This is a genomic window from Streptococcus sp. 5346, assembly GCF_013277455.1.
Lineage (GTDB): Bacteria > Bacillota > Bacilli > Lactobacillales > Streptococcaceae > Streptococcus.
In genome coordinates this window covers 52,560-77,207 of record NZ_VMMY01000007.1, presented here as the reverse complement: position 1 = coordinate 77,207, position 24,648 = coordinate 52,560, and the positions used below count along the sequence as shown (strand labels likewise).

At 40.6% G+C, this 24,648-nt stretch carries 19 protein-coding genes and 2 pseudogenes; 12 read left to right on the top strand and 9 right to left on the bottom strand.

Annotated features, from left to right (window positions below):
- Window positions 1–177 precede the first annotated feature (177 nt).
- Genes HT732_RS05205 through ftsY form a run of 3 tightly spaced genes read left to right on the top strand, consistent with a single transcriptional unit; the run spans window position 178 to window position 3,080 of the window.
- Window positions 178–969, top strand: coding sequence for an HAD family hydrolase (locus HT732_RS05205; RefSeq protein WP_173254211.1), 792 nt, complete (start codon window positions 178–180; stop codon window positions 967–969).
- Window positions 969–1,787, top strand: a complete 819-nt coding sequence (locus tag HT732_RS05200; protein WP_173254210.1) for a Cof-type HAD-IIB family hydrolase — start codon at window positions 969–971, stop codon at window positions 1,785–1,787. Before HT732_RS05205 ends, HT732_RS05200 begins: the two co-directional genes overlap by 1 nt.
- Window positions 1,788–1,790: 3 nt before the next feature.
- Window positions 1,791–3,080, top strand: coding sequence for a signal recognition particle-docking protein FtsY (gene ftsY / locus HT732_RS05195; RefSeq protein ID WP_173254209.1), 1,290 nt, complete (start codon window positions 1,791–1,793; stop codon window positions 3,078–3,080).
- Window positions 3,081–3,125: 45 nt separating this feature from the next.
- Here ftsY and zwf read toward each other — a convergent pair whose 3' ends face one another.
- From zwf to HT732_RS05180, 3 genes are all read right to left on the bottom strand, one after another.
- Window positions 3,126–4,613 carry a glucose-6-phosphate dehydrogenase gene (zwf, locus tag HT732_RS05190; protein ID WP_173254208.1) on the bottom strand — a complete coding sequence of 496 codons (1,488 nt, stop codon included), beginning with the start codon at window positions 4,611–4,613 and terminating at the stop codon, window positions 3,126–3,128.
- 150 nt (window positions 4,614–4,763) lie between these two features.
- The gene (locus tag HT732_RS05185) at window positions 4,764–5,504 is read right to left on the bottom strand and encodes an amino acid ABC transporter ATP-binding protein (RefSeq protein ID WP_001096327.1); all 741 of its coding nucleotides are present in this window, start codon (window positions 5,502–5,504) and stop codon (window positions 4,764–4,766) included.
- Window positions 5,504–7,669, bottom strand: coding sequence for an ABC transporter substrate-binding protein/permease (locus HT732_RS05180; protein WP_033683754.1), 2,166 nt, complete (start codon window positions 7,667–7,669; stop codon window positions 5,504–5,506). The genes HT732_RS05185 and HT732_RS05180 overlap by 1 nt, the downstream gene beginning before the upstream one ends.
- Window positions 7,670–7,841: 172 nt before the next feature.
- Between HT732_RS05180 and HT732_RS05175 the strand changes: the two genes are divergently transcribed.
- The 5 genes from HT732_RS05175 (at window position 7,842) to HT732_RS05155 (ending at window position 12,535) form a co-directional block, all read left to right on the top strand.
- Window positions 7,842–8,795, top strand: a complete 954-nt coding sequence (locus tag HT732_RS05175) for a CPBP family intramembrane glutamic endopeptidase (protein WP_173254207.1) — start codon at window positions 7,842–7,844, stop codon at window positions 8,793–8,795.
- A gap of 76 nt (window positions 8,796–8,871) precedes the next feature.
- Complete coding sequence (gene uvrB / locus HT732_RS05170) at window positions 8,872–10,860, top strand: excinuclease ABC subunit UvrB (protein ID WP_173254206.1); 1,989 nt, start codon at window positions 8,872–8,874, stop codon at window positions 10,858–10,860.
- A 9-nt stretch (window positions 10,861–10,869) separates the two neighbouring features.
- Complete coding sequence (locus tag HT732_RS05165; RefSeq protein ID WP_173254205.1) at window positions 10,870–11,496, top strand: NAD(P)H-dependent oxidoreductase; 627 nt, start codon at window positions 10,870–10,872, stop codon at window positions 11,494–11,496.
- 14 nt (window positions 11,497–11,510) lie between these two features.
- Window positions 11,511–11,999, top strand: a complete 489-nt coding sequence (locus tag HT732_RS05160) for a GNAT family N-acetyltransferase (RefSeq protein WP_173254204.1) — start codon at window positions 11,511–11,513, stop codon at window positions 11,997–11,999.
- A gap of 68 nt (window positions 12,000–12,067) precedes the next feature.
- The gene (locus HT732_RS05155; RefSeq protein ID WP_173254203.1) at window positions 12,068–12,535 is read left to right on the top strand and encodes an 8-oxo-dGTP diphosphatase; all 468 of its coding nucleotides are present in this window, start codon (window positions 12,068–12,070) and stop codon (window positions 12,533–12,535) included.
- On the opposite strand, the pseudogene HT732_RS05150 reads toward HT732_RS05155, so the two are convergent.
- Window positions 12,532–12,600 (bottom strand): annotated as a pseudogene (locus HT732_RS05150) (DNA-binding transcriptional regulator); the annotation flags it as partial. The gene HT732_RS05155 and the pseudogene HT732_RS05150 overlap by 4 nt on opposite strands.
- Window positions 12,601–12,855: 255 nt before the next feature.
- On the opposite strand from HT732_RS05150, the gene HT732_RS05145 reads away from it, so the two are divergent.
- Both HT732_RS05145 and HT732_RS05140 read left to right on the top strand, forming a co-directional pair.
- Window positions 12,856–16,869, top strand: coding sequence for a DUF1542 domain-containing protein (locus HT732_RS05145; protein WP_173254202.1), 4,014 nt, complete (start codon window positions 12,856–12,858; stop codon window positions 16,867–16,869).
- A 123-nt stretch (window positions 16,870–16,992) separates the two neighbouring features.
- Window positions 16,993–17,179, top strand: a pseudogene (locus tag HT732_RS05140) (NUDIX hydrolase); the annotation flags it as partial.
- Here HT732_RS05140 and HT732_RS05135 read toward each other — a convergent pair.
- The 5 genes from HT732_RS05135 to coaB all read right to left on the bottom strand — a co-directional run bounded on the left by HT732_RS05135 (window position 17,176) and on the right by coaB (window position 20,210).
- The gene (locus tag HT732_RS05135; RefSeq protein WP_173254201.1) at window positions 17,176–17,691 is read right to left on the bottom strand and encodes a transcription repressor NadR; all 516 of its coding nucleotides are present in this window, start codon (window positions 17,689–17,691) and stop codon (window positions 17,176–17,178) included. The pseudogene HT732_RS05140 and the gene HT732_RS05135 sit on opposite strands and share 4 nt — an antisense overlap.
- Before the next feature lie 12 nt (window positions 17,692–17,703).
- Window positions 17,704–18,231, bottom strand: a complete 528-nt coding sequence (locus HT732_RS05130) for an ECF transporter S component (protein ID WP_001097393.1) — start codon at window positions 18,229–18,231, stop codon at window positions 17,704–17,706.
- Window positions 18,232–18,410: 179 nt separating this feature from the next.
- The gene (locus HT732_RS05125) at window positions 18,411–18,974 is read right to left on the bottom strand and encodes an ECF transporter S component (protein WP_000747412.1); all 564 of its coding nucleotides are present in this window, start codon (window positions 18,972–18,974) and stop codon (window positions 18,411–18,413) included.
- Window positions 18,958–19,509 (bottom strand): phosphopantothenoylcysteine decarboxylase, encoded by a 552-nt coding sequence (gene coaC / locus HT732_RS05120; RefSeq protein WP_173254200.1) that lies wholly within the window; start codon window positions 19,507–19,509, stop codon window positions 18,958–18,960. Before coaC ends, HT732_RS05125 begins: the two co-directional genes overlap by 17 nt.
- An 11-nt stretch (window positions 19,510–19,520) precedes the next feature.
- Window positions 19,521–20,210 (bottom strand): phosphopantothenate--cysteine ligase, encoded by a 690-nt coding sequence (coaB, locus tag HT732_RS05115; protein WP_173254199.1) that lies wholly within the window; start codon window positions 20,208–20,210, stop codon window positions 19,521–19,523.
- Window positions 20,211–20,435: 225 nt separating this feature from the next.
- On the opposite strand from coaB, the gene HT732_RS05110 reads away from it, so the two are divergent.
- On the top strand, window positions 20,436–22,106 hold the full coding sequence (locus HT732_RS05110; protein WP_173254198.1) for a formate--tetrahydrofolate ligase: 1,671 nt from the start codon (window positions 20,436–20,438) through the stop codon (window positions 22,104–22,106).
- A 221-nt stretch (window positions 22,107–22,327) separates the two neighbouring features.
- Complete coding sequence (gene pcrA / locus HT732_RS05105; protein ID WP_173254197.1) at window positions 22,328–24,619, top strand: DNA helicase PcrA; 2,292 nt, start codon at window positions 22,328–22,330, stop codon at window positions 24,617–24,619.
- Window positions 24,620–24,648: the final 29 nt, after the last annotated feature.

Here is a 24,648-nt window from a genome sequence, read left to right as displayed (position 1 = left end):
TTAGTTTGGGAATTTAGAAAAAATCCAGTTATACTAAAGGGTTAAGTAATATTGGATAAAAATTAAGTGATAAAGTCGGGAGTTTATCAAGCGTCTAATCTCAAATGGATTAGGCGCTATTTGCTTTTTCTATGGTATAATAGAAGGTGGATTTATTAATTGGAGTATGAAGAATTTATGATTAAACTAGTAGCAACGGATATGGACGGAACCTTCCTAGATGGGAATGGGCACTTTGATATGGACCGCCTCAAGTCTCTTTTGACTTCCTACAAGGAAAAAGGGATTTACTTTGCGGTGGCTTCGGGGCGCGGATTTCTATCTCTAGAAAAATTATTTGCTGCTGTTCGTGATGATATTATTTTTATCGCGGAAAATGGCAGTTTGGTAGAGTATCAAGGTCAGGACTTGTATGAAGCGACTATGTCTCGTGACTTTTATCTGGCAACTTTTGAAAAGCTAAAAACTTCACCTTATGTAGATGTCAATAAACTGCTCTTGACAGGTAAGAAGGGGTCTTATGTGCTAGATACGGTTAATGAGATCTATTTGAAAGAGAGCCAGCATTATAATGAAAATATCCAAAAAGTAGCGAGTTTGGAAGCTATCACAGATGATATTTTCAAATTTACAACCAACTTCACAGAAGAAACGCTAGAAGCTGGGGAAGCTTGGGTAAACGAAAATGTCTCTGGTGTTAAGGCCATGACAACTGGCTTTGAATCCATTGATATTGTTCTGGACTATGTCGATAAGGGTGTAGCTATTGTTGAATTAGCTAAAAAACTTGGTATCACGATGGATCAGGTTATGGCTTTTGGAGACAATCTAAATGACTTGCATATGATGCAGGTTGTGGGACATCCTGTAGCTCCTGAAAATGCACGACCTGAGATTTTAGAATTAGCAGAGACTGTGATTGGTCACCATAAGGACCAGTCGGTTATAGCTTATATGGAGGGCTTATAATGGCAGATATAAAATTGATTGCATTGGACTTGGACGGGACCTTGCTGACTACTGATAAAAGGCTGACGGATCGTACCAAGGCAACCTTGAAAGCTGCGCGTGATCGTGGTATCAAGGTCGTATTGACAACTGGTCGTCCCCTAAAAGCTATGGATTTCTTTCTCCATGAGCTAGGGACTGACGGTCAGGAAGATGAGTATACGATTACTTTTAATGGTGGTTTGGTTCAGAAAAATACAGGTGAAATCCTTGATAAAACAGTCTTTTCATATGATGATGTAGCACGCTTGTATGAAGAAACAGAGAAATTATCACTGCCTCTTGATGCCATCTCAGAAGGAACTGTTTATCAAATCCAATCGTACCAAGAAAGTCTTTATGCCAAATTTAATCCAGCTTTGACCTTTGTTCCAGTTGACTTTGAAGACTTGTCTAGCCAAATGACTTACAATAAATGCGTGACTGCCTTTGCTCAAGAACCCTTAGATGCAGCCATTCAGAAGATTTCTCCAGAATTGTTTGACCAATATGAAATCTTTAAATCACGTGAAATGTTGCTAGAGTGGTCACCAAAGAATGTTCATAAGGCAACAGGTTTGGCAAAACTAATCAGCCATCTTGGAATCGACCAAAGCCAAGTCATGGCTTGTGGTGACGAGGCCAATGACCTTTCTATGATTGAATGGGCAGGGCTCGGTGTTGCCATGCAAAATGCTGTTCCTGAAGTCAAGGAAGTCGCAAATGTAGTGACGCCAATGACAAACGATGAAGAGGCTGTCGCCTGGGCTATAGAAGAATATGTGCTAAAGGAGAACTAAGATATGGGATTATTTGACCGTCTATTCGGAAAAAAAGAAGAACCTAAAATCGAAGAAGTTGTAAAAGAAGCTCTGGAAAATCTTGATTTGTCTGAAGATATTGAGCCTGCCTTCACAGAAGCTGAGGAAGTTCCTCAAGAAGAAGCAGAGGTTGAAAGTTCTGAAGAAGCTCTGCTCCAAGAAGAGGAAATTCAAGACACGGTTGAAGAAAGTCTGGATTTAGAGCCAGTTGTAGAAGTTTCTCAAGAAGAAGTCGAAGAATTGCCAAACTCAGAAGAAGTCTCAGAGGAAGAGAATCCTGAATACGAAGAAACTGTAGAAGAAAATAATTTTGAAGTGCTTGAAGCAGAAAGGACTCAAGCAGAAGAAACTGTTCAGGAAAAATATGACCGCAGTCTTAAGAAAACTCGTACAGGCTTCGGAGCTCGCTTGAATGCCTTCTTTGCTAATTTCCGTTCTGTTGACGAAGAATTTTTCGAGGAACTGGAAGAATTGCTAATTATGAGTGACGTTGGTGTTCAAGTTGCTTCTAACTTAACGGAGGAGCTTCGTTACGAAGCCAAGCTTGAAAACGCCAAGAAACCTGACGCACTTCGTCGTGTCATCATTGAGAAGTTAGTTGAGCTTTATGAAAAGGATGGTAGCTACGATGAAAGCATCCACTTCCAAGATGGCTTGACTGTCATGCTCTTTGTTGGTGTTAATGGTGTTGGGAAAACAACTTCTATCGGGAAACTAGCCCACCGCTACAAACAAGCAGGTAAGAAGGTCATGTTGGTTGCGGCAGATACCTTCCGTGCAGGGGCAGTAGCCCAGCTTGCTGAATGGGGCCGTCGTGTGGACGTTCCAGTTGTGACTGGACCTGAAAAAGCTGATCCAGCCAGCGTGGTCTTTGATGGTATGGAACGTGCCGTGGCTGAAGGTATCGATATTCTCATGATCGATACTGCAGGTCGTTTGCAAAATAAGGATAACCTTATGGCCGAGCTAGAAAAGATTGGTCGTATCATCAAGCGTGTTGTTCCAGAGGCGCCGCATGAAACCTTCTTGGCTCTGGATGCATCAACAGGTCAGAATGCTCTTGTACAGGCCAAAGAATTTTCAAAAATCACGCCATTAACTGGAATTGTCTTGACTAAGATTGATGGAACTGCTCGAGGTGGTGTTGTTCTAGCCATCCGTGAAGAACTCAATATTCCTGTAAAATTGATTGGTTTTGGTGAAAAAATCGATGATATTGGAGAGTTTAACTCAGAAAACTTTATGAAGGGTCTCTTGGAAGGCTTAATCTAATCAGAACCAAAAATCCTGCAAGGTAGAAACTTGCAGGAAATTTTTTTATTCTAAACGACCATCTTGACGATAGGTGATATCTGGTTGCCAAGTCCATTTGGCACCGAATTTTTCAAGTAAGTCAAAGCTTGCTTGAGGTCCCATGCTTCCAGCTTTATAGTCATGAAGTGGGGCACCATTTTCAGCCCAGAGTTCTTCGATACGGTCAATCAATTTCCATGACGCACCAACCTCATCCCAGTGGCTAAAGTTAGTTGAGTTGTTATTTAGGACATCATAAATCAATTTCTCGTATGGTTCTGGAGAAGCACCAGTTGCGGTTGCATCTGTACGGTAATCAAGTGAGTTAGGAGCCAAGTTGAATTCTTCTCCTACTTGCTTTCCATTTAGGCTAAGAGAGAAGCCCTCTGTTGGTTGGATATAGATGGTCAAAATGTTTGGAGCAAGTGGCTCACCAAAGATAGAATCCATTTGTTTAAAGACGATGTTGACATGAGTTCCTTTTTCAGTCAGACGTTTACCAGTACGGAAGAAGAAAGGAACACCACGGAATCGATCGCTGTTTACAAAGAAGGCACCAGATGCAAAGGTTTCAGTGGTTGATTCTGGATTTACATTTGGCTCGCTACGATAAGAGATATATTTCATGCCATCAATCTTACCAGAACGGTATTGACCACGGATAAAGTGTTCTTTAAGCTCTTCATCAGTTGGATGATAGAGGTTTTTAAAGACCTTAATCTTTTCAGCACGAATCTCATCTTTTGTGAAGCTTGCTGGCTTGTCCATAGCAAGGAGAGAAAGAAGTTGTAGTGTATGGTTTTGTACCATGTCGCGGAGGGCACCAGATTGGTCATAGTAGCCACCACGTTCTTCTACACCCAAGCGCTCCGCAAAGGTAATTTGAACATTGTCGATAAAGTCCTTGTTCCAAACGTTTTCAAAAATCAAGTTTGCAAAGCGGACTGCAAAGATGCTTTGGATCATTTCCTTACCAAGATAATGGTCAATACGGAAAATTTGTTCTTCGTCAAATGTTGCTAGGAGCTCGTCATTCAACTTGCTTGCAGTTGCGTAATCTGTACCAAATGGTTTTTCAACGATTAAGCGTTCAAAACCTTTACCGTCAACAATGTTTTCAGACTTGAGGTGTTTTGCTATAGTTCCAAAGAACTGAGGCGCCATAGACAAGAAGAAGAGCTTGTTGTGTTCAGCTTGGTACTTGTCATTTAGTTCAGCCTGCAATTGACGCAAAGCAATGTAGTGTTCTGTATCGTTGACATCATGACTTTGATAGTAGAAGTGGCTAGCGAACTCTTGAGCCTGTTCGGTACTATCTGCCAAATCAAGGATCGATTCGACTACAACAGATTCAAAATATTCCTTGCTCCAAGGACGACGGGCAGTTCCAATAACGGCAAAATGTTTGGAAAGATTGCCGGATTTATATAGTCTAAATAGGGAAGGGTAGAGCTTGCGTTTAGCCAGGTCTCCACTCGCACCGAAAATTGTAACAATAACCTTAGATGACATCTAGCTACCTAATTTCTATTTTTATTCCTAGTCTTGCTAGGTATGAGGAAACCTCATTTCATAAACTTAATTCTAACATAATTTTCCGAAAAATCAAAAATTCCAATACGAGGTAGAAAAAAACTGCAAGGAAATCCTTACAGTTTGCGTTTAAACGTTTAAGACCTTGTCCAAGAAATCTTTCAGACGTGGGTGTTGTGGGTTGTCAAAGATTTGATCAGGTGTTCCGTCTTCAAGGAATTCACCATCCGCAGTAAAGATAACACGGTTGGCAACCTGACGGGCAAATCCCATCTCGTGGGTTACAATGATCATGGTCATACCTTGTTTAGCCAATTCCTTCATAACGTTTAGTACGTCTCCAACCATTTCAGGATCAAGGGCAGAAGTTGGTTCATCAAAGAGCATGATGTCTGGGTTCATTGCTAGTCCACGAGCGATGGCCACACGTTGTTTTTGACCACCTGATAGGCTATCTGGACAGGCCTTAGCCTTATCTGCTAGTCCAACCTTGTCAAGCAACTCCATTCCCAATTTTTCAGCTTCTTCCTTAGTCATCAACTTGTGCTCAATAGGAGCAAAGGTGATGTTGTCCAATACAGACATGTGTGGGAAGAGATTGAAGTGTTGGAACACCATTCCGATATTTTCACGGACGTGGTCAACGTTGGTTGTTTTTTCAGTTAAGTCATAACCGTTCACAGTGATGTGACCGCTAGTAACTTCTTCCAAAAGATTTAGGCTACGGAGGAAAGTTGACTTACCAGAACCCGAAGGACCGATGATACAAACAACATCTCCTTCATAGAACTTGGTCGTAATTCCTTTTAAAACTTCATTTTTTCCGTAGCTTTTGTGTAAATCATTTACATCAATTTTTAATTTTGCCATTAACGAATCCTCTTTTCTAAGCGTTTCGCTAGTTTAGTCAAAAGCGTGATAATTACAAGATAGAAGATAGCAAGGATTGCATACATCTTGAAACTTTGGTAGTTACGGGCAATGATAATCTTACCAGTTTGGAAGAGTTCAACCAAACCGATAGCAGATACGATGGTTGTATCTTTAAGAGCGATAACGAATTGGTTAACAAAGTTTGGCAACATCAATTTAGTTGCTTGTGGCAAGATAATCTTACGCATGGTTTTTCCATAAGAGATACCCAAGCTTCGGCTGGCTTCCATTTGGCCAACTGGAACGGCCTGAATACCACCACGAACGATTTCAGCGATATAAGCCGCTGCATTGAGTGAGAGGGCAATAGTACCAGCTACAAAGTCGTTAATTGGGCTTTGTTGGCCTGTGATAGACTCGATGAAGTTTGGAATTCCCCAGAAGATGAAGGCTGCAAGAATCATCAAAGGAATACCACGGATAACGTCAACGAAAATCTCAGAGATCACACGAAGAGATTTGTAGGGGCTAACGCTAAACATACCGAAGATAATCCCGATAACAATGGCAATAGCAAATGAGATAAGAGCTAGAGCAAGAGTGATACCAAGACCGCTAAGGAGTTGTTTGTAGTTGTTTTGAAGCAAGCCCCAGATAGTTGTTTCGTCAACAGTGCTTGTTGAAGCAGTTGAAGATTCGCTAGCTAGGTATTTGTCAAGAATCTTTTGGAATTCTCCGTTTGCTTTAAGGTTTGCAAGTCCGTTATTGAACATTTCAATCAATTCTGGATTTGCTCCTTTTTTAACGGCAAAGGCTGTTTCACCGATTGGAGTTCCAGCGATTGGTGTTTTCAATTTTTGTCCTTGGCTGATAGAATATTTGAGAACAGGCTCATCATCCATAACGGCATCGATTGCCCCAGTATTTAAACTGTCATACATTGAAGAACCATCAGCGAAGGTTTTGATTTTGTAGCCGTATTTGCTTTGATTTTCTGTTAGGAAGGTTTGAGAAGCAGTTCCGTTTTTAACACCAACTGTCTTTCCTTTCAAATCCTCATAAGAAGCAATGGTGCTTGATTCTTTGACACCAAGGATAGTATTAGCAGTGTAGTATGATTCTGAGAAGTCAAAAGTTGCCTTACGAGCATCTGTGACAGACATACCAGCAATGATACCGTCAGCTTGACCAGCTTGAACAGCACTGATAGCTGCATCGAAACCAGGGTTGGTGATTTCAATTTCAAAACCTTGGTCTTTAGCGATTGCTTTGATCAATTCCATATCAATACCAGTGTATTGGTTGCTTGAATTTTGGAAAACAAAAGGTGCAAAAGAAGAATCGCTGGCAATGATGTATTTGGCTTTAACAGGAATAGCTTTTAAGCCTGCTAGAGTAGTTGTAGTTGGCACTGCTGAAGATGATGAAGCAGTCCATTTCTTGATGATTTTATCAAGACTACCATCTTTTTTCATTTCAGCCAAGGCTTGGTTAAATTCAGTAACCAGGTGCTCGTATTTGCTTCCTTTTTTCACACCGAAAGCAAAACTCCCTACAGCTTCCCCATCCATTTCAATATGGAGGTCTTGCCCTTGGTTAATGGCATACTCGATAACAGGTTTGTCATCCATCATAGCATCAATGGCACCAGCACTCAAGCTGTTGTTCATCAAATCACTAGTGTCAAATGTTTTAATAGTAAAGCCGTATTTATCTTTAATCGTTTCTAGGAAACGTTGAGCGGCTGTTCCGTTTTTAACACCAACAGTTTTACCAGACAATTGGTCGTACTTGCTAATCTTGTGTGCCTTTGTAGTTGCAATGACAACTTTTGTGTCATAGTAAGTATCAGACATGGTGAAAACTTTTTCACGTTCTTTCGTCTTTGTCATCCCTGCCATGATAGCGTCAGCTTGACCAGCTTGAACCGCATTGACCGCTGCGTCAAATCCAGGATAGGACATCTGAATATTCCATCCTTTAATCTCTGCGACTTTGTTAATAATGTCAACATCAATTCCTTTATAAGTTTGATCTGAATCTTTAAACTCAAAAGGTGCATAGGCTGTGTCAGATACAATCTTAATCGTTTCTGCTTTCGCAATACCTAATGAGAAAATTGGGAATAAAATTAGCAAAAATGCTAGAAATTTTTTCTTCATTTTTAGTCTCCTTTTCCGAATATTTTCCCATTATATCAGAAAAAGTAAAAAAAGGCAAATTTTTATATTTCTGTGTCAGAAAATATAACATCCGTAATTCTTGTTTTGTCTTGAATCACACAACAGAAGTGCTATAATAAAGGTATATCATATAGTAAAAGAGGATAACGTTATGAAAGACAAAAGAATCTTAAAAGACTTTGAAACTTCTAAAATGAGTTTAAACATTTACACAAGCCCCTTGTTAGCTCTATTTTTCGTCTATATATCTGAGTTCATATCTTCTCTATTTTTTGGCCTTAGTTTTTTAGCATTGATCGGGCTATTTAGCAATCTTGGTATGGGTGGTCAAAGAATTGCAGATTTCCTTCAAATGTTATTTCAGAATTTATCTGATAAAACAAGTGACATCCATTTAATATTTGAATTATTGTCCTTTGGTTTTATCATCTTAACTGTGTTTAGATGGACTAGAAAAGTAGAGAAAAGACCGATTCGAACCTTGGGATTCTATAAAGAAAATTTTTTAAGTGCCTTATTTAAAGGATACGGTCTTGGTCTATCCCTCTTTATACTTGCTTTGGCTGGACTAGTAGTGTTGGGGCAGTATCAATTTGACTCCATTCACTTGGATACTTATTCGCTAGCTTTTACTTTATTTACAATACCTTTTTGGATTTTACAAGGAACGGCAGAAGAATTGGTTACTCGTGCTTGGCTGATTCCACAATTGGCTAAAAGAACCAATCTTAAAGTCGCTATTATCATATCTAGTAGTCTCTTTACCTTACTTCATTTAGGAAATCCAGGCATAACTTTCTTATCTGCAATTGATCTCTTTTTATTTGGGGTTGCCATGTCCCTATATCTTCTTAAAACAGATACTATATGGGGTATAGGTGGTATTCATGGAGCTTGGAATTTCGCACAGGGCAACCTCTTTGGAGTATTAGTTAGTGGTCAGTCTTCAGGAACATCAATCATGAAATTTATTCCACAAGGCAATCAAGACTGGCTATCTGGTGGGTCTTTTGGTATTGAGGGTTCCATCGTGTCCAGTATTATTTTGTTTCTGCTGATTCTTTATCTCGCTTACCAATTGAAGAAAGAAAATGAAAGGATGTGACTTCGGTCCGTCCTTTTCTTCGTGAAAATGCTACAAGTATGCTAAAATAGGAATAGCATATCGAGAGAGGATTCTTATGATCAACCGTATTACAGATAATCAATTTAAACTAGTATCAAAATATCAACCTTCAGGAGACCAACCTCAAGCTATTGAGCAGTTGGTTGATAATATCGAGGGGGGAGAAAAAGCTCAGATTCTGATGGGGGCGACTGGAACAGGGAAGACCTATACCATGAGTCAGGTCATTTCCAAAGTCAATAAACCCACTCTGGTCATTGCCCACAATAAAACGCTAGCAGGCCAGCTATATGGAGAGTTCAAGGAATTTTTCCCTGAAAATGCAGTTGAGTACTTCGTATCCTACTATGACTATTACCAGCCAGAGGCCTATGTCCCTTCCAGTGATACCTATATTGAAAAGGATAGCTCTGTCAATGACGAGATTGACAAACTCCGCCACTCAGCGACTTCAGCCCTTTTGGAGCGTAATGATGTTATCGTCGTAGCTTCCGTTTCTTGTATCTATGGTTTGGGTTCGCCCAAGGAATACGCTGATAGTGTCGTTAGTCTCCGTCCAGGTCTTGAAATTTCTCGTGATAAACTCTTGAATGACTTGGTTGATATCCAGTTTGAACGTAATGATATTGATTTCCAACGGGGAAGATTTCGTGTTCGTGGGGATGTAGTGGAGATTTTCCCAGCCTCTCGTGATGAGCACGCCTTTCGAGTAGAATTTTTTGGAGACGAAATTGACCGTATTCGTGAGGTTGAAGCTTTGACAGGTCAGGTCTTGGGAGAAGTGGATCATTTGGCGATTTTTCCAGCCACTCACTTTGTAACCAATGACGACCATATGGAAGTTGCCATTGCCAAGATTCAGGCCGAGTTGGAGGAGCAGTTAGCTATCTTTGAGAAGGAAGGCAAACTGCTAGAAGCCCAGCGTTTGAAACAGCGGACAGAGTATGATATCGAAATGTTGCGTGAGATGGGCTATACCAACGGGGTTGAAAATTATTCTCGCCACATGGATGGACGGAGTGAGGGCGAGCCTCCTTATACCCTTCTCGACTTCTTCCCAGATGATTTCTTAATTATGATTGATGAGAGCCACATGACCATGGGGCAAATCAAGGGCATGTACAATGGAGACCGTTCGCGTAAAGAAATGCTGGTTAATTATGGTTTCCGTTTGCCGTCTGCTCTGGACAATCGTCCTCTCCGTCGTGAAGAATTTGAAAGCCATGTGCACCAGATTGTTTACGTTTCAGCGACACCTGGTGACTATGAAAATGAACAGACTGAGACAGTGATTGAGCAAATCATTCGACCAACAGGTCTTTTGGATCCTGAGGTGGAAGTCCGTCCGACTATGGGACAGATTGATGACCTCTTAGGTGAAATTAATGCTCGTGTTGAGAAGAACGAACGAACCTTTATCACCACTTTGACCAAGAAAATGGCAGAGGACTTGACCGACTACTTTAAGGAAATGGGCATCAAGGTCAAGTACATGCACTCGGATATCAAGACCTTGGAGCGGACAGAGATTATCCGTGACCTGCGCTTGGGTGTCTTTGATGTATTGGTCGGAATTAACCTGCTCCGTGAAGGAATTGACGTTCCTGAAGTGAGCCTCGTAGCTATTCTCGATGCTGACAAGGAAGGTTTCCTTCGTAACGAACGTGGACTCATCCAGACCATTGGCCGCGCTGCCCGTAATAGCGAAGGTCATGTCATCATGTATGCGGACACGATTACCCAGTCTATGCAACGTGCCATCGATGAAACTGCCCGTCGTCGCAAAATCCAGATGGCTTATAATGAAGAGCATGGTATCGTACCACAAACAATCAAGAAAGAAATCCGTGACTTGATTGCCGTGACCAAGGCAGTTGCTAAAGAAGAAGACAAGGAAGTTGACATCAATAGCCTCAACAAACAAGAGCGCAAAGAACTAGTCAAGAAACTTGAAAAACAAATGCAAGAAGCCGTCGAAGTGCTTGACTTTGAACTAGCAGCACAGATTCGGGATATGATGTTGGAAGTCAAGGCGTTGGATTAGGGGAATTTTATGAATATTTTAGTTATCAATGGACATCCTGATAAAGAAAGTTATTGCCAAGCAATTTTTCAAACGATTGTAGAAAGTATAGACTCAAAGAGACATGAACTTGAAATGATTAATCTTAATGAGGAAGAGTTTGATCCTGTTTTACGTTATGGTTATCGACAAAGAATGGAGGACAATCCGTTTATTCTACGCTCTCAAGAATTAATTCAGTGGGCAGATCATTTCATTTTTGTTTATCCTATTTGGTGGAGTAGTATGCCTAGTCTATTGAAGGGGTGGATTGATCGTGTTTTTACGCCAGGCATTGCATACTCTGCAAATAATCGAGGAAGCTTTATTTTGAACTACTTGAGAGGGAAACAGTTCAAAAAGTTACTAAAAGGAAAAACGGCTAGTATCTATGCAACTTCCATGGCACCAACTTGGTGGTACAAAGTATTTTCAGGTCCGATTAACATTCCAGACAGTTATGGAATATCAGCATTAAAGAATGCTGTATTGAATCATTGTGGCATAAAAACAAAGAGGATTTCAATCTTAGGAGAGTTAGGCCGTGAAGCAAATACAAGTTCAACAAGACAAAAATTTCTACAAAAAGTAGCAAAGGAAGTCAAGGCGTTGGATTAAGGAGAAGAAAATAAATGACGGTTATTATCAAATCAATGGAAACTCCTGAAGAGATAGAAGATAAATCCCTCGTTCACTGGCAAACGTGGAGAGAGGCTTATGATAACCTTTTGCCTGCAGAATTTCAGGAGACAATGACATTAGAAAGATGTCGACTCTTTAGTCAAAAGTATCCAGAAAATACATTGATTGCGATAGATGGCGTGAAGGTAGTTGGTTTTATCAGTTATGGCAACTTTCGTGATGAGACTATTCAAGCTGGTGAAATTATTGCTTTATATGTTTTAAAAGACTATTACGGAAAAGGAATCGCACAAAAGTTAGTGAGAGCAGCTTTGACTGCTCTTGATCATTTTTCTGAAATTTTCTTATGGGTATTGAAAGATAATAAGCGCGCCATTGCTTTCTATCAAAAAATGGGCTTTACTTTTGATGGACAAGAAAAGATGCTTGAACTTGGAAAGCCTATAAAGGAAAAACGGATGGTATTCTATTCTAAATAATTCTAAAAAGTAAAAGCTAATATGGTACCAAGTCTGAAAATTTAATAAATTAGAAAGCGAGTAAATTTATGTCCCGTTCCCAATTAACGATTTTAACAAATATTTGTCTGATTGAAGATCTTGAAACGCAGCGCGTGGTGATGCAGTATCGCGCTCCTGAAACAAATCGCTGGTCTGGTTATGCCTTTCCTGGAGGTCATGTAGAAAATGGTGAGGCTTTCGCAGAGTCTGTCATTCGTGAAATCTATGAAGAAACAGGGTTGACTATCCAAAATCCTCAACTTGTCGGCATTAAAAATTGGCCACTAGATACAGGTGGGCGCTATATTGTCATTTGTTATAAGGCGACTGAGTTTACTGGAACTCTTCAATCTTCAGAAGAGGGAGAAGTTTCTTGGGTGCAAAAAGACCAGATTCCAAACTTGGATCTGGCCTATGATATGCTACCTTTGATGGAGATGATGGAAGCTCCGGACAAATCTGAATTTTTCTACCCTCGCCGTACAGAAGACGATTGGGAAAAGAAAATTTTCTAATCCTTTACCAAATAACCAAGTTGATTCAAGGCCTCCTCGATATAGCGGAGGTCTTGTTGTGTTTCCTGTCTAATAGTAGTAGAAGATTAGGAAAAAATATCTATACTCGCTAAAATTAAATGCTAATTGAATTAGATAAAATATATGCTTATGCTGTTAATTTTTCTGATAAAGATGTAAAATAGAAAGTGTACTATGTTTTTAAAACAGTGTGGTACCCAAAATTAAAAAATGTATCCTTTCTTTAAATTGCTAAAATATTTAAGGGGGGGGGGTATTTTTTAGTACCTCAAAAATAAAAATAAGAAAGAGGCGATTAGATGAGAAAATCAAATCGAGAAGTGAACGGAGAAAAGGTATTCCGTTATTCTATTCGTAAGTACCATTTTGGTGTAGCAAGTGTTGCCGTTGCAGCATTAATGTTTTTTGCTAATGGTGCGGTTAAGGCAGACACTTTACCTGTATCACCTGTTACGGCTAATACTGAAAAGATAAATGCTGGTGTTACGAATTTGACAGAGGGAGTTCCTCTAGAGAAATCTCTAGAAGCTGAGGGGAATAAGGAAATCGTAGCTCCAGAGTCTGTAGAGAAAACATCTAACAAGGAAGATGGAGCTGGTTCTAATGCTCAAGGTGAAAAAGAGATTAAAGTGTCTGATAAAGCAGTGATTCCTGCTAATCAGACGGAGGAAATCAATAAAGCCGAAACAAGTGGCAAAGAAGAGGAAGTGGTTGTTAATAAAGATAAATTGGAATCTCTTCTAAAAGAAATTGATCAATTAAACTTAAAGGACTATACAGAAGATACTGTTAAAGTATTGCAAGAAAAAGTTGCGAAAGCAAAAGAAGTACTTGTTAATGCAAAAACTCAAAAAGAAATTGATCTTGCTTATAATGCCTTGGTTGGATATAAAAACGCTGGTTTAAAACGTGTACCTAAACCAAAAGGAGAACTCACTCCTAAACCAGATACAACCAATGGTAAAGCAACAGTAGGAATAAAAGCGGAAAATACTGAACCAAATGGCACAAATATCGCAGGGCATAATCATAGCTTGAATGGAACTACTCGAGCTGAAGGTAGTGGGTTTAGGGCAGCTCCAAACAATGCAAATTTCAGCTATGAAACAAGCGGCACAAGTTTGTCTAGTTTAGTAGCTGGAGACGAATTAGGATACGGGAAAAACGTTATCATCAAAGTAAAATATGATACTAATGCTATTAATAGAAGAGATATAGGATTTACTTCAACGCCTAATGTTGGTCCTAGGCTTGATTATACCAGAAAAGCAAGTGATGGAATCGGACCTTTTGAAGGTGGTCTTAATCTAAAATTAGTAGGAATAATACCTAATGATATGATTGGGACGTATGATTTACATGTACATATTTTAAATAATAAAAATAATAATTCGGAAAGAGCAACTTTAAAAATTCCAATAACTGTAAAACCTAAAAAACCTACAGTAAGTGTTGCTGATTTAGAACATGCTGAAGGAAAGAGCCCAGTTGTTACAGCAAGAGTAGCTGATGCAACTGTAAGTAAAGCAGAATTTTATCTTAACAATCAAAAACAAGCTACTGTAGAAGCTACGAGAGGTATTGCAACTTGGACTCCAACAGCTCCATTAAGAGAACATGATATAATTACTGTTAAAAATATTGCTAAAGGAGGTATACCTCCTAGAGATGCTTATGGTAACACTTTTACAGTAAGTGAAGTGTCGTCGGATATGAGTGATGCAGTAATAATACCTAAAGCACCTAAACCAGCATTTGATCTTGGTGCAGAAAAATCTAATGCCAAAGCTGAATTAGGTAGAATTGCTCAAGCAGAGATCGCCGCTATTAACGGAGATAACAGTTTAACAACTACAGAGAAGACAGCTAAGGTACAAGATGTTAATACTAAGAAAACTCAAGGTGAACAAGCTATCGATGAAGCGTCAGTAGATAACGCAGATAAAGTCGCACAAGCGAAAGAAGCTGCGAAGACAGCCATTGAAGGTGTCCACACCCCAGGTGACTTAGCAGAAGTGAAATCTAATGCCAAAGCAGAGTTAGCGACAGCAGCGGCAGAAGAAAAAGCAGAAATCGCAGGAGATAAGAGCTTAACAGCAGCCCAACGTGCAGAGAAAGAAAAAGCCGTTGATGATACGAAAGCAGCAGAAGAGGCTAAAATTACAGCAGCAGATGATGCGGACAAAGTAGAAGCAGCCAAAACAGCTGGAGTGACAGCTATTAAAGCAGTACATACAGCAGGCGATTTAAATGCAGTTAAAAACGCAGCGAAAGCAGACTTAGCGACCGCAGCGGCAGAAGAAAAAGCAGAAATCGCAGGGGATAAGAGCTTAACAGCAGCCCAACGTGCAGAGAAAGAAAAAGCCGTTGATGATACGAAAGCAGCAGAAGAAGCTAAAATTACAGCAGCAGATGATGCAGACAAAGTAGCAACAGCCAAAACAGCTGGAGTAACAGCTATTAAAGCAGTTCATACAGCAGGCGATTTAAATGCAGTTAAAAACGCAGCAAAAGCAGAGTTAGCGACAGCAGCGGCAGAAGAAAAAGCGGAAATCGCAGGCGATAAGAGCTTAACAGCAGCCCAACGTGCAGAGAAAGAAAAAGCCGTTGATGATACGAAAGCAGCAGAAGAGGCTAAGATTACAGCAGCAGATGATGCAGACAAAGTAGCAACAGCCAAAACAGCTGGAGTAACAGCTATTAAAGCAGTTCATACAGCAGGCGATTTAAATGCAGTTAAAAACGCAGCAAAAGCAGACTTAGCGACCGCAGCGGCAGAAGAAAAAGCAGAAATCGCAGGCGATAAGAGCTTAACAGCAGCTCAACGTGCAGAGAAAGAAAAAGCCGTTGATGATACGAAAGCAGCAGAAGAGGCTAAGATTACAGCAGCGGATGATGCGGACAAAGTAGTAGCAGCCAAAACAGCTGGAGTGGCAGCTATTAAAGCAGTGCATACAGTTGGAAGTCTAGATGATGTCAAGGCAGCAGCAAAAGCATCACTAGAATCGGCAGCGGCAGAAGAAAAAGCAGAAATCGCAGGAGATAAGAGCTTAACAACAGCCCAACGTGCAGAGAAAGAAAAAGCCGTTGATACTACGAAAGCAGCAGAAGAAGCTAAAATTACAGCAGCAGATGATGCGGACAAAGTAGCAACAGCTAAAACAGCTGGGGTGGCAGCTATTAAAGCGGTTCATACAGTAGGCGATTTAAATGCGGTTAAAAACGCAGCGAAAGCAGACTTAGCGACAGCAGCGGCAGAAGAAAAAGCAGAAATCGCAGGAGATAAGAGCTTAACAGCAGCCCAACGTGCAGAGAAAGAAAAAGCCGTTGATACTACGAAAGCAGCAGAAGAGGCTAAAATTACAGCAGCAGATGATGCAGACAAAGTAGCAACAGCCAAAACAGCTGGAGTGGCAGCTATTAAAGCAGTTCATACAGTTGGAAGTCTAGATGATGTCAAGGCAGCAGCAAAAGCATCACTAGAATCTGCAGCTGCAGAAGAAAAAGCAGAAATCGCAGGCGATAAGAGCTTAACAGCAGCCCAACGTGCAGAGAAAGAAAAAGCCGTTGATGATACGAAAGCAGCAGAAGAGGCTAAAATTACAGCAGCAGATAATGCGGACAAAGTAGAAACAGTCAAAACAGCTGGAGTAACAGCTATTAAAGCAGTACATACAGTTGGAAGCCTAGATGATGTCAAGGCAGCAGCAAAAGCAGACCTAGCGACAGCAGCGGCAGAAGAAAAAGCAGAAATCGCAGGCGATAAGAGCTTAACAGCAGCCCAACGTGCAGAGAAAGAAAAAACCGTTGATACTACGAAAGCAGCAGAAGAGGCTAAAATTACAGCAGCAGATGATGCAGACAAAGTAGCAACAGTCAAAACAGCTGGAGTAACAGCTATTAAAGCAGTACATACAGTTGGAAGCCTAGATGATGTCAAGGCAGCAGCAAAAGCAGAGTTAGCGACAGCAGCGGCAGAAGAAAAAGCGGAAATCGCAGGCGATAAGAGCTTAACAGCAGCTCAACGTGCAGAGAAAGAAAAAGCCGTTGATGATACGAAAGCAGCAGAAGAGGCTAAGATTACAGCAGCGGATGATGCGGACAAAGTAGTAGCAGCCAAAACAGCTGGAGTGGCAGCTATTAAAGCAGTGCATACAGTTGGAAGTCTAGATGATGTCAAGGCAGCAGCGAAAGCATTACCTAATACTGGTACAGTAAAATCAACATTAGCTATTCCAGTTGCAATTACAAGTGCTTTACTTAGTTTAGGTCTTGTAGGAGGACGTCGTCGTAAAGAGGATGAAGAAGTTTAATCAGTATATTTACTTGCTAAAATGGCTAGCAAATTTGTAAGAGTCGAATAATTATCTAAAACCTCCAGGTTAGTGAATTCAATCATAGTTCCTGATCTGGAGGTTTTTTATAGTTCAATTGACTATAAGGCGACTGAGTTTACTGGAACTCTTCAATCTTCAGAAGAAGGAGGTGCAAAAAGACCAGATTCCAAACTTGGATCTGGCCTATGATATGCTACCTTTGATGGAGATGATGGAAGCTCCGGACAAATCTGAATTTTTCTACCCTCGCCGTACAGAAGACGATTGGGAAAAGAAAATTTTCTAATCCTTTACTAAATAACCTAGCTGATCCAAGGCCTCCTCGATATAGTGGAGGTCTTGTTGTGTTTCGGCTTCGACTAGGTGGTAATGGACACCATCTGTTAATTCAGATAAAGGTCTAAAATCAGAATGCTCGACTTGTTCTAGAAAATGTTGCACATCTCTGCGACAAGACAGTTTCAGCAAGGTTTCAATTTCTCCATAAACGGGATGGTCAATCAAGGTGTTTTGAACACGTCCACCATTATCTATGATAGCCAGGAGTTCTTGACCGATTTCTTCAACTTCATGTTTAACTTTGAAAAGTTTGTGGACGTATGGATTGGTTTCAATTTGCTTATAGACGTAGCCACGATTAGTGGATAGGATAGGAGCGCCATCGGCTCTCAAAATTGCAATGTCCTGCACAATGACCTGACGTGTGACATGAAAATGTTCCGCCAAACTTTGGCCATTAAGGGCTTTAGGAGCTTCTTTCAAGAGTTGGAGCAGAGCTTGTTTGCGATCTTTTGTCATAGCTTTTCCTTTTTAACGGCGTTTTCGAAGCACTTTATAGACAGCTAGTGCTAATGTATAGTCTACCATACTATGGATAATTGTGCCAAATCCAACTAGTACAAATAGAACATAAAACATATTTTCTACATTGGTACCGGAAGTTGCATAAAAAACGACACAAGCTAATACTTCAGCAAGGGCATGGACAAGCGCTAACACAAAGTTGAAAATCCAGGAAGCTTTTGGTTTATCTAGGGTATCGGGGAATTTTTGTAGGTAAAGAGCTCCTAGAGTCCCAAAAAAGATATGGGAAAAAGCTCGAAATACGATAACCATGGGATAGCCAGCCATCAAAAATCCAAAACTAGAGGCTAGGATGACAAAAACAGCCATCAAGGGCGATAAGAACATGGCAATAAAAATAGCGATGTGGCTTCCTAAAGTATAGGAAGCAGGAGGAATGACAATCTTAAAAGGCATAACAATTGGAATCAAAATTGCAATAGCCGTTAAGAGGGCAGTCATTGTCATAAATTGTGTCTTTTTCCGTGTATTCATAAGAATCTCCTTTTTAACTGTATATACACTAGTATAGTACAACAAACAAGATAATAAAGCAAGGATTTACTTAGGTCTATAAGTCATTTTTTTAATTAAAGACTCGTAAACATTTCACTAAAAACACAAACTACATCAAACGAAATCTCCACCTTCATGTTTGAAAGCGGAGATTGTTTTTATTTCTTTAAAGTCTGTAGTCTTGGAACAATGGCTAAGGTTAGAACTGCGGAAATAACTAATTCGGCAATCGAATTTGTTGAGATAACAGTTGCTAGGAGTTTTTGGATATTACCATCAAAAACATTTCCAAAAAGGTAGAAAATTCCACCAAGTACAAAGACTGTGTTGGTAAGTGAACCAAGGGCACCAGCTAAAATCAGACCAGTCTTGTTTTTCATTAGTTTATAAACTAGATAAGGAGTTAAACCAATCAAAATACGTGGGACAATTGCAATGATAGCTGAGTAGATGTTTCCGTTTGGTACAAATGGGGAGAAGAGGTAGCTTGTCGGCAGAATCGTAATTGTATTAACCGTCAAACTAAGTAGCCCCATCAAAAATCCAAGTGTAACCCCAACGCGTGGTCCGTAGATAATGCTGGCAATAATGACAGGAATATGAACGATGGTCGGTTTGATTGGAAATGGAAAAAGGTTAAAGATAAGTGAGCTCAGAAAGTGTATCACGAGCATGGTTGCAAAAAAGATAGCAATGGGTGCAATATTAGAGCGTTTTTTCATCGAGAGTTTCCTTTATTCTTTCTAAAATAATTGTGAGGTCAGCTAAAGCTCCTCGTCCGTGGTCTCCACAAGCTAGTAGGGATTCCTTTGGAGCAATCAGCTGATAGCCGTAGGTTTCTAATGTTTTCAGATTAGCCTGAGTTGCAGGATGGTCATACATTTTTGTATTCATAGCAGGTGCGATGAGTTTGGGAATATGACTTGGCAAGGCTAGAGCCGTACTGGTCACCATGTTGTCCGCAAAGCCGTGAGCTAGTTTTGCAATAGTGTTAGCTGTTGCAGGGGCCACGATGAATAGATCAGTTTCTTTTCCAAGTTCGATATGATTGACTTGATCAGGATAGGGTTCCTTCATGATATCTAAGTGGACAGGGTTCTGTGAGAGTACCTGCAGTGTCAAAGGTTGAATAAACTCTGTAGCAGCCTGAGTCATTAAAACAGTAACTTGATGCCCTTGTTTTTTTAGAGAACTGACTAAATCTGCCGACTTGTAAGAGGCGATTGAGCCCGTTACAGCCAAGAGAATGTTTGCCATAGCTTTCCTTTCTATGAATGATAGGCTTGAATTTTTTCAAGGAGGAGTTCTGCAATTTCTTCTTTAGTTTGGACTGTTTGAAGCTGATCTTTTTCAACAAAGATAGCTCTGTGCTGCTTTGCTGAGATTTGAGTCAGGTCATTTGCGATAATCAAGTCTGCTTGGTTTTTGATAAGACTTTTTCGGGCAATGTCAACCAGATAATCTTCGCTAACATCAACCAGCAGTTTGAAACCAATCAGATGAATAGCAGGATTCCACTCCTTGACTAGAGAGATGATTTTGGGTGTCTTTTTTAGGAACAAAACCTGAACCTCATCAGTTGAAGAAATCTTAGTCTGATGATTCTGCTTGCTTAAAAATTCTTCCAAATTAGAGCTAGCCTGAACCTCCTCAAGCCCCGTCATATAGACAGGAGTGTAATCAGACACCGCCATTGAGTGAATCAAGACCTGATAGTCCTGAACACGTTCTTGCATTTCCAGTAGAAGGTCGTTTGTATTGTTAATTTCTTGAATACTTAGGTTGGGATGGGATTCTGGCTTCAAAGCTCGTTTTGTAGTAATTAAACAAACTTCATGCCCTGCAGCAAGCAAAGTTTCTGTGATGATTTTCCCCAAGCGTCCTGTAGAATGGTTAGTGATAGAGCGGACACTATCGATAGCTTCACTGGTACCGCCCGATGTAACTAAAATTTTCATAGCACTATTGTACACAAAAATAAACGGTAAGTAAAATGAAAGTGATAAAATTTTGGTAAAAGGAAAGAATATAGTTTCAAACTATAAAGCCATATAAAATTTAAGAAAGGACTCTAAAAACCTTAAAAACAGAGATATTTACGAACGTTTAGAGAGTTTAAGGATGTTAAAAATCTTGTTTTGTGTTATAATGAATTATCATATAAGAGGTTAGAGGAGTTTTGAATGAAAACAGATATTGAAATCGCACAGAGTATTGAGTTGAAGCCAATCGTTGATGTTGTAGAGAAACTTGGAATTTCTTACGACGATTTGGAGTTGTATGGAAAATACAAGGCTAAACTCAGCTTTGATAAAATTCGTGCAGTTGAGAGCAATCCAGTCGGTAAATTAATTTTGGTTACTGCCATCAATCCAACGCCTGCAGGTGAAGGAAAATCAACCATTACCATTGGTCTGGCGGATGCCTTGAATAAAATTGGCAAGAAAACCATGATTGCTATTCGCGAACCATCTCTTGGTCCAGTAATGGGAATTAAGGGTGGTGCTGCTGGTGGTGGTTATGCCCAAGTTCTGCCAATGGAAGACATCAATCTCCACTTTACAGGGGACATGCATGCCATTACAACTGCCAACAATGTCCTTTCTGCCTTGATTGACAACCACTTGCACCAAGGAAATGAGTTGGGAATTGACCAACGTCGTATCCTCTGGAAACGTGTAGTGGACTTGAACGACCGCGCTCTTCGTCACGTGACGGTTGGACTTGGTGGTCCTCTAAATGGTATTCCACGTGAGGATGGCTTTGATATTACAGTTGCTTCCGAAATCATGGCAATTCTTTGCTTGGCAACAGACATCGAGGACTTGAAACACCGTTTGGCTAATATCGTTATCGGTTATCGCTATGACCGTACCCCTGTTTCTGTAGGTGATTTGCAGGTTGAAGGTGCCTTAGCTTTGATCTTGAAGGATGCTATTAAGCCGAACCTGGTTCAGACAATTTATGGAACGCCTGCCTTTGTACATGGTGGTCCATTTGCTAATATTGCTCATGGATGTAATTCAGTCTTGGCAACAAGCACAGCCCTTCACTTGGCTGATTACACAGTTACTGAAGCTGGTTTTGGTGCAGACCTTGGTGCTGAGAAATTCCTTGATATTAAGACACCAAACTTGCCAACATCTCCAGATGCAGTTGTTATCGTCGCAACCCTTCGTGCCCTTAAGATGAATGGTGGTGTAGCTAAAGACGCTTTGACAGAAGAAAATGTGGAGGCGGTTCGTGCCGGTTTTGCTAACTTGAAACGCCACGTAGAAAATATTCGTAAGTTCGGTATTCCAGCAGTCGTAGCTATTAACGAATTTGTCTCTGATACAGAAGCAGAAATCGCAGCCTTGAAAGAACTTTGTGCCTCAATCGATGTACCAGTTGAGTTGGCAAGTGTCTGGGCTGATGGTGCAGAAGGTGGAGTGGCACTTGCCGAAACAGTTGTTAAGACTATCGCTGAAAATCCATCTAACTATAAACGTTTGTATGACAATGGCCTTTCTGTCCAAGAAAAGATTGAAAAGATTGTTACTGAGATCTACCGTGGTAGCAAAGTGAACTTTGAAAAGAAAGCTCAAACACAAATCGCTCAAATCGTTCAAAACGGTTGGGACAAATTGCCAATCTGTATGGCTAAGACCCAGTATAGCTTCTCAGACAATCCAAATGCGCTTGGAGCACCTGAAAACTTTGAAATTACTATTCGTGAATTGGTACCAAAATTAGGTGCAGGCTTCATCGTTGCTCTAACTGGCGATGTCATGACCATGCCAGGACTTCCAAAACGACCAGCTGCTCTCAACATGGATGTTGAAAGTGATGGAACAGTATTAGGCTTGTTCTAGTATATTGCAATTGACTTTATACTCTTCGAAAATCNNNNGGCTAGCTTCCTAGTTTGCACTTCGATTTTCATTGAGTAATAAATGAGTTTGGAAATAATGTCCAAGCTCATTTTTATCTAGATATAAGAAGTTGCCTTCTACACGTAACCAGTCTAGGTAAAGATATTTTCCTTGAATTCTGATATAATAGAAATATTGACTTCAAGAGTAAGGAAGAGAAGATGAACTCATTATTAAATGGAATGAATGACCGTCAGGCTGAGGCGGTGCAAACGACAGAAGATCCCTTGTTAATCATGGCAGGGGCTGGTTCTGGAAAGACTCGTGTTTTGACCCACCGTATCGCTTATTTGATTGATGAAAAGCTGGTCAATCCTTGGAATATCTTGGCTATTACCTTTACCAACAAGGCTGCGCGTGAGATGAAGGAGCGTGCTTATAACCTTAATCCAGCAACCCAGGACTGTCTGATTGCGACCTTCCACTCCATGTGTGTGCGTATTTTGCGTCGTGATGCGGATCATATTGGCTACAACCGTAATTTTACTATTGTGGATCCTGGTGAACAACGAACTCTCATGAAACGCATTCTCAAGCAGTTAAACTTGGATCCTAAAAAATGGAATGAACGAACTATTTTGGGAACCATTTCCAATGCTAAGAATGATCTGATTGATGATGTAGCTTATGCTGCCCAAGCTGGTGATATGTATACGCAAATCGTGGCCCAGTGTTACACTGCTTACCAAAAAGAACTGCGTCAGTCGGAGTCGGTTGACTTTGATGATTTGATTATGCTGACCCTGCGTCTCTTTGATCAGAATCCTGATGTCTTGACCTACTACCAGCAGAAGTTTCAATACATCCATGTTGATGAATACCAAGATACCAACCATGCCCAGTACCAACTGGTCAAACTCTTGGCTTCCCGTTTTAAAAATATCTGTGTGGTTGGGGATGCTGACCAGTCTATCTACGGTTGGCGTGGTGCTGATATGCAGAATATCTTGGACTTTGAAAAGGATTATCCCCAAGCAAAGGTTGTTTTGTTGGAGGAAAATTACCGCTCAACCAAAACCATTCTCCAAGCAGCTAATGAGGTTATTAAAAACAATAAAAATCGTCGTCCTAAGAATCTCTGGACTCAAAATGCGGATGGGGAGCAAATTGTTTACTATCGTGCCAATGATGAACTGGACGAGGCTGTGTTTGTAGCCAGAACCATTGATGAACTTGGTCGGAGGCAAAACTTCCTTCACAAGGATTTTGCAGTTCTTTATCGTACTAATGCGCAGTCCCGTACTATTGAGGAAGCCTTGCTCAAGTCAAATATTCCTTATACCATGGTTGGCGGAACCAAGTTCTACAGCCGTAAGGAAATCCGAGATATTATCGCTTACCTCAATCTTATTGCCAATTTGAGTGACAATATCAGTTTTGAGCGTATTATCAACGAGCCTAAACGTGGAATTGGGCCAGGTACAGTTGAGAAAATCCGTGACTTTGCGAATATGCAAGACATGTCTATGCTAGATGCTTCAGCAAATATCATGTTGTCTGGCATCAAAGGAAAAGCAGCCCAGTCTATCTGGGATTTTGCCAATATGATTCTGGATTTGCGGGAGCAGCTGGACCAATTAACAATTACAGAGTTGGTTGAGGCTGTCCTTGAAAAAACAGGTTACGTCGATATTCTCAATTCCCAAGCAACTCTGGAAAGTAAGGCTAGGGTTGAAAATATCGAAGAGTTCCTTTCTGTGACGAAAAACTTTGATGATACCTCTGATGGTCCAGAAGAGGAAACTGGTCTGGATAAACTGAGTCGTTTCTTAAATGACTTGGCCTTGATTGCGGACACAGATTCAGGTAGTCAGGAGACATCAGAAGTGACCTTGATGACCCTGCATGCTGCCAAAGGTCTCGAGTTTCCAGTTGTCTTTTTGATTGGGATGGAAGAAAATGTCTTTCCGCTTAGCCGTGCGGCTGAAGATCAAGATGAATTAGAAGAAGAACGCCGTCTAGCCTATGTAGGTATCACGCGTGCAGAGAAAATTCTCTATCTGACCAATGCCAACTCACGCCTGCTTTTTGGTCGTACCAACTACAACCGTCCAACTCGTTTTATTAACGAAATCAGTTCAGACTTACTTGAGTATCAAGGATTGGCTCGTCCAGCCAATACAAGCTTTAAGGCATCTTATTGCAGTGGTGGCCTTGCCTTTGGTCAAGGTATGAGTTTGGCTCAAGCTCTTCAAGACCGTAAACGCAGTGCTGCTCCAAAAACTATCCAATCAAGCGGTCTCCCATTTGGTCAATTTACAGCTGGTGCAAAATCAGCGTCTAGCGAGACAAATTGGTCCATTGGTGACATTGCTCTCCACAAGAAATGGGGAGAGGGAACTGTTCTGGAAGTTTCAGGTAGCGGTGCTACGCAGGAATTAAAAATCAATTTCCCAGAAGTAGGTTTGAAAAAACTTTTAGCTAGTGTAGCCCCAATTGAGAAAAAAATATAATTTTCCATCCTTCTCACGAATAATAAAGT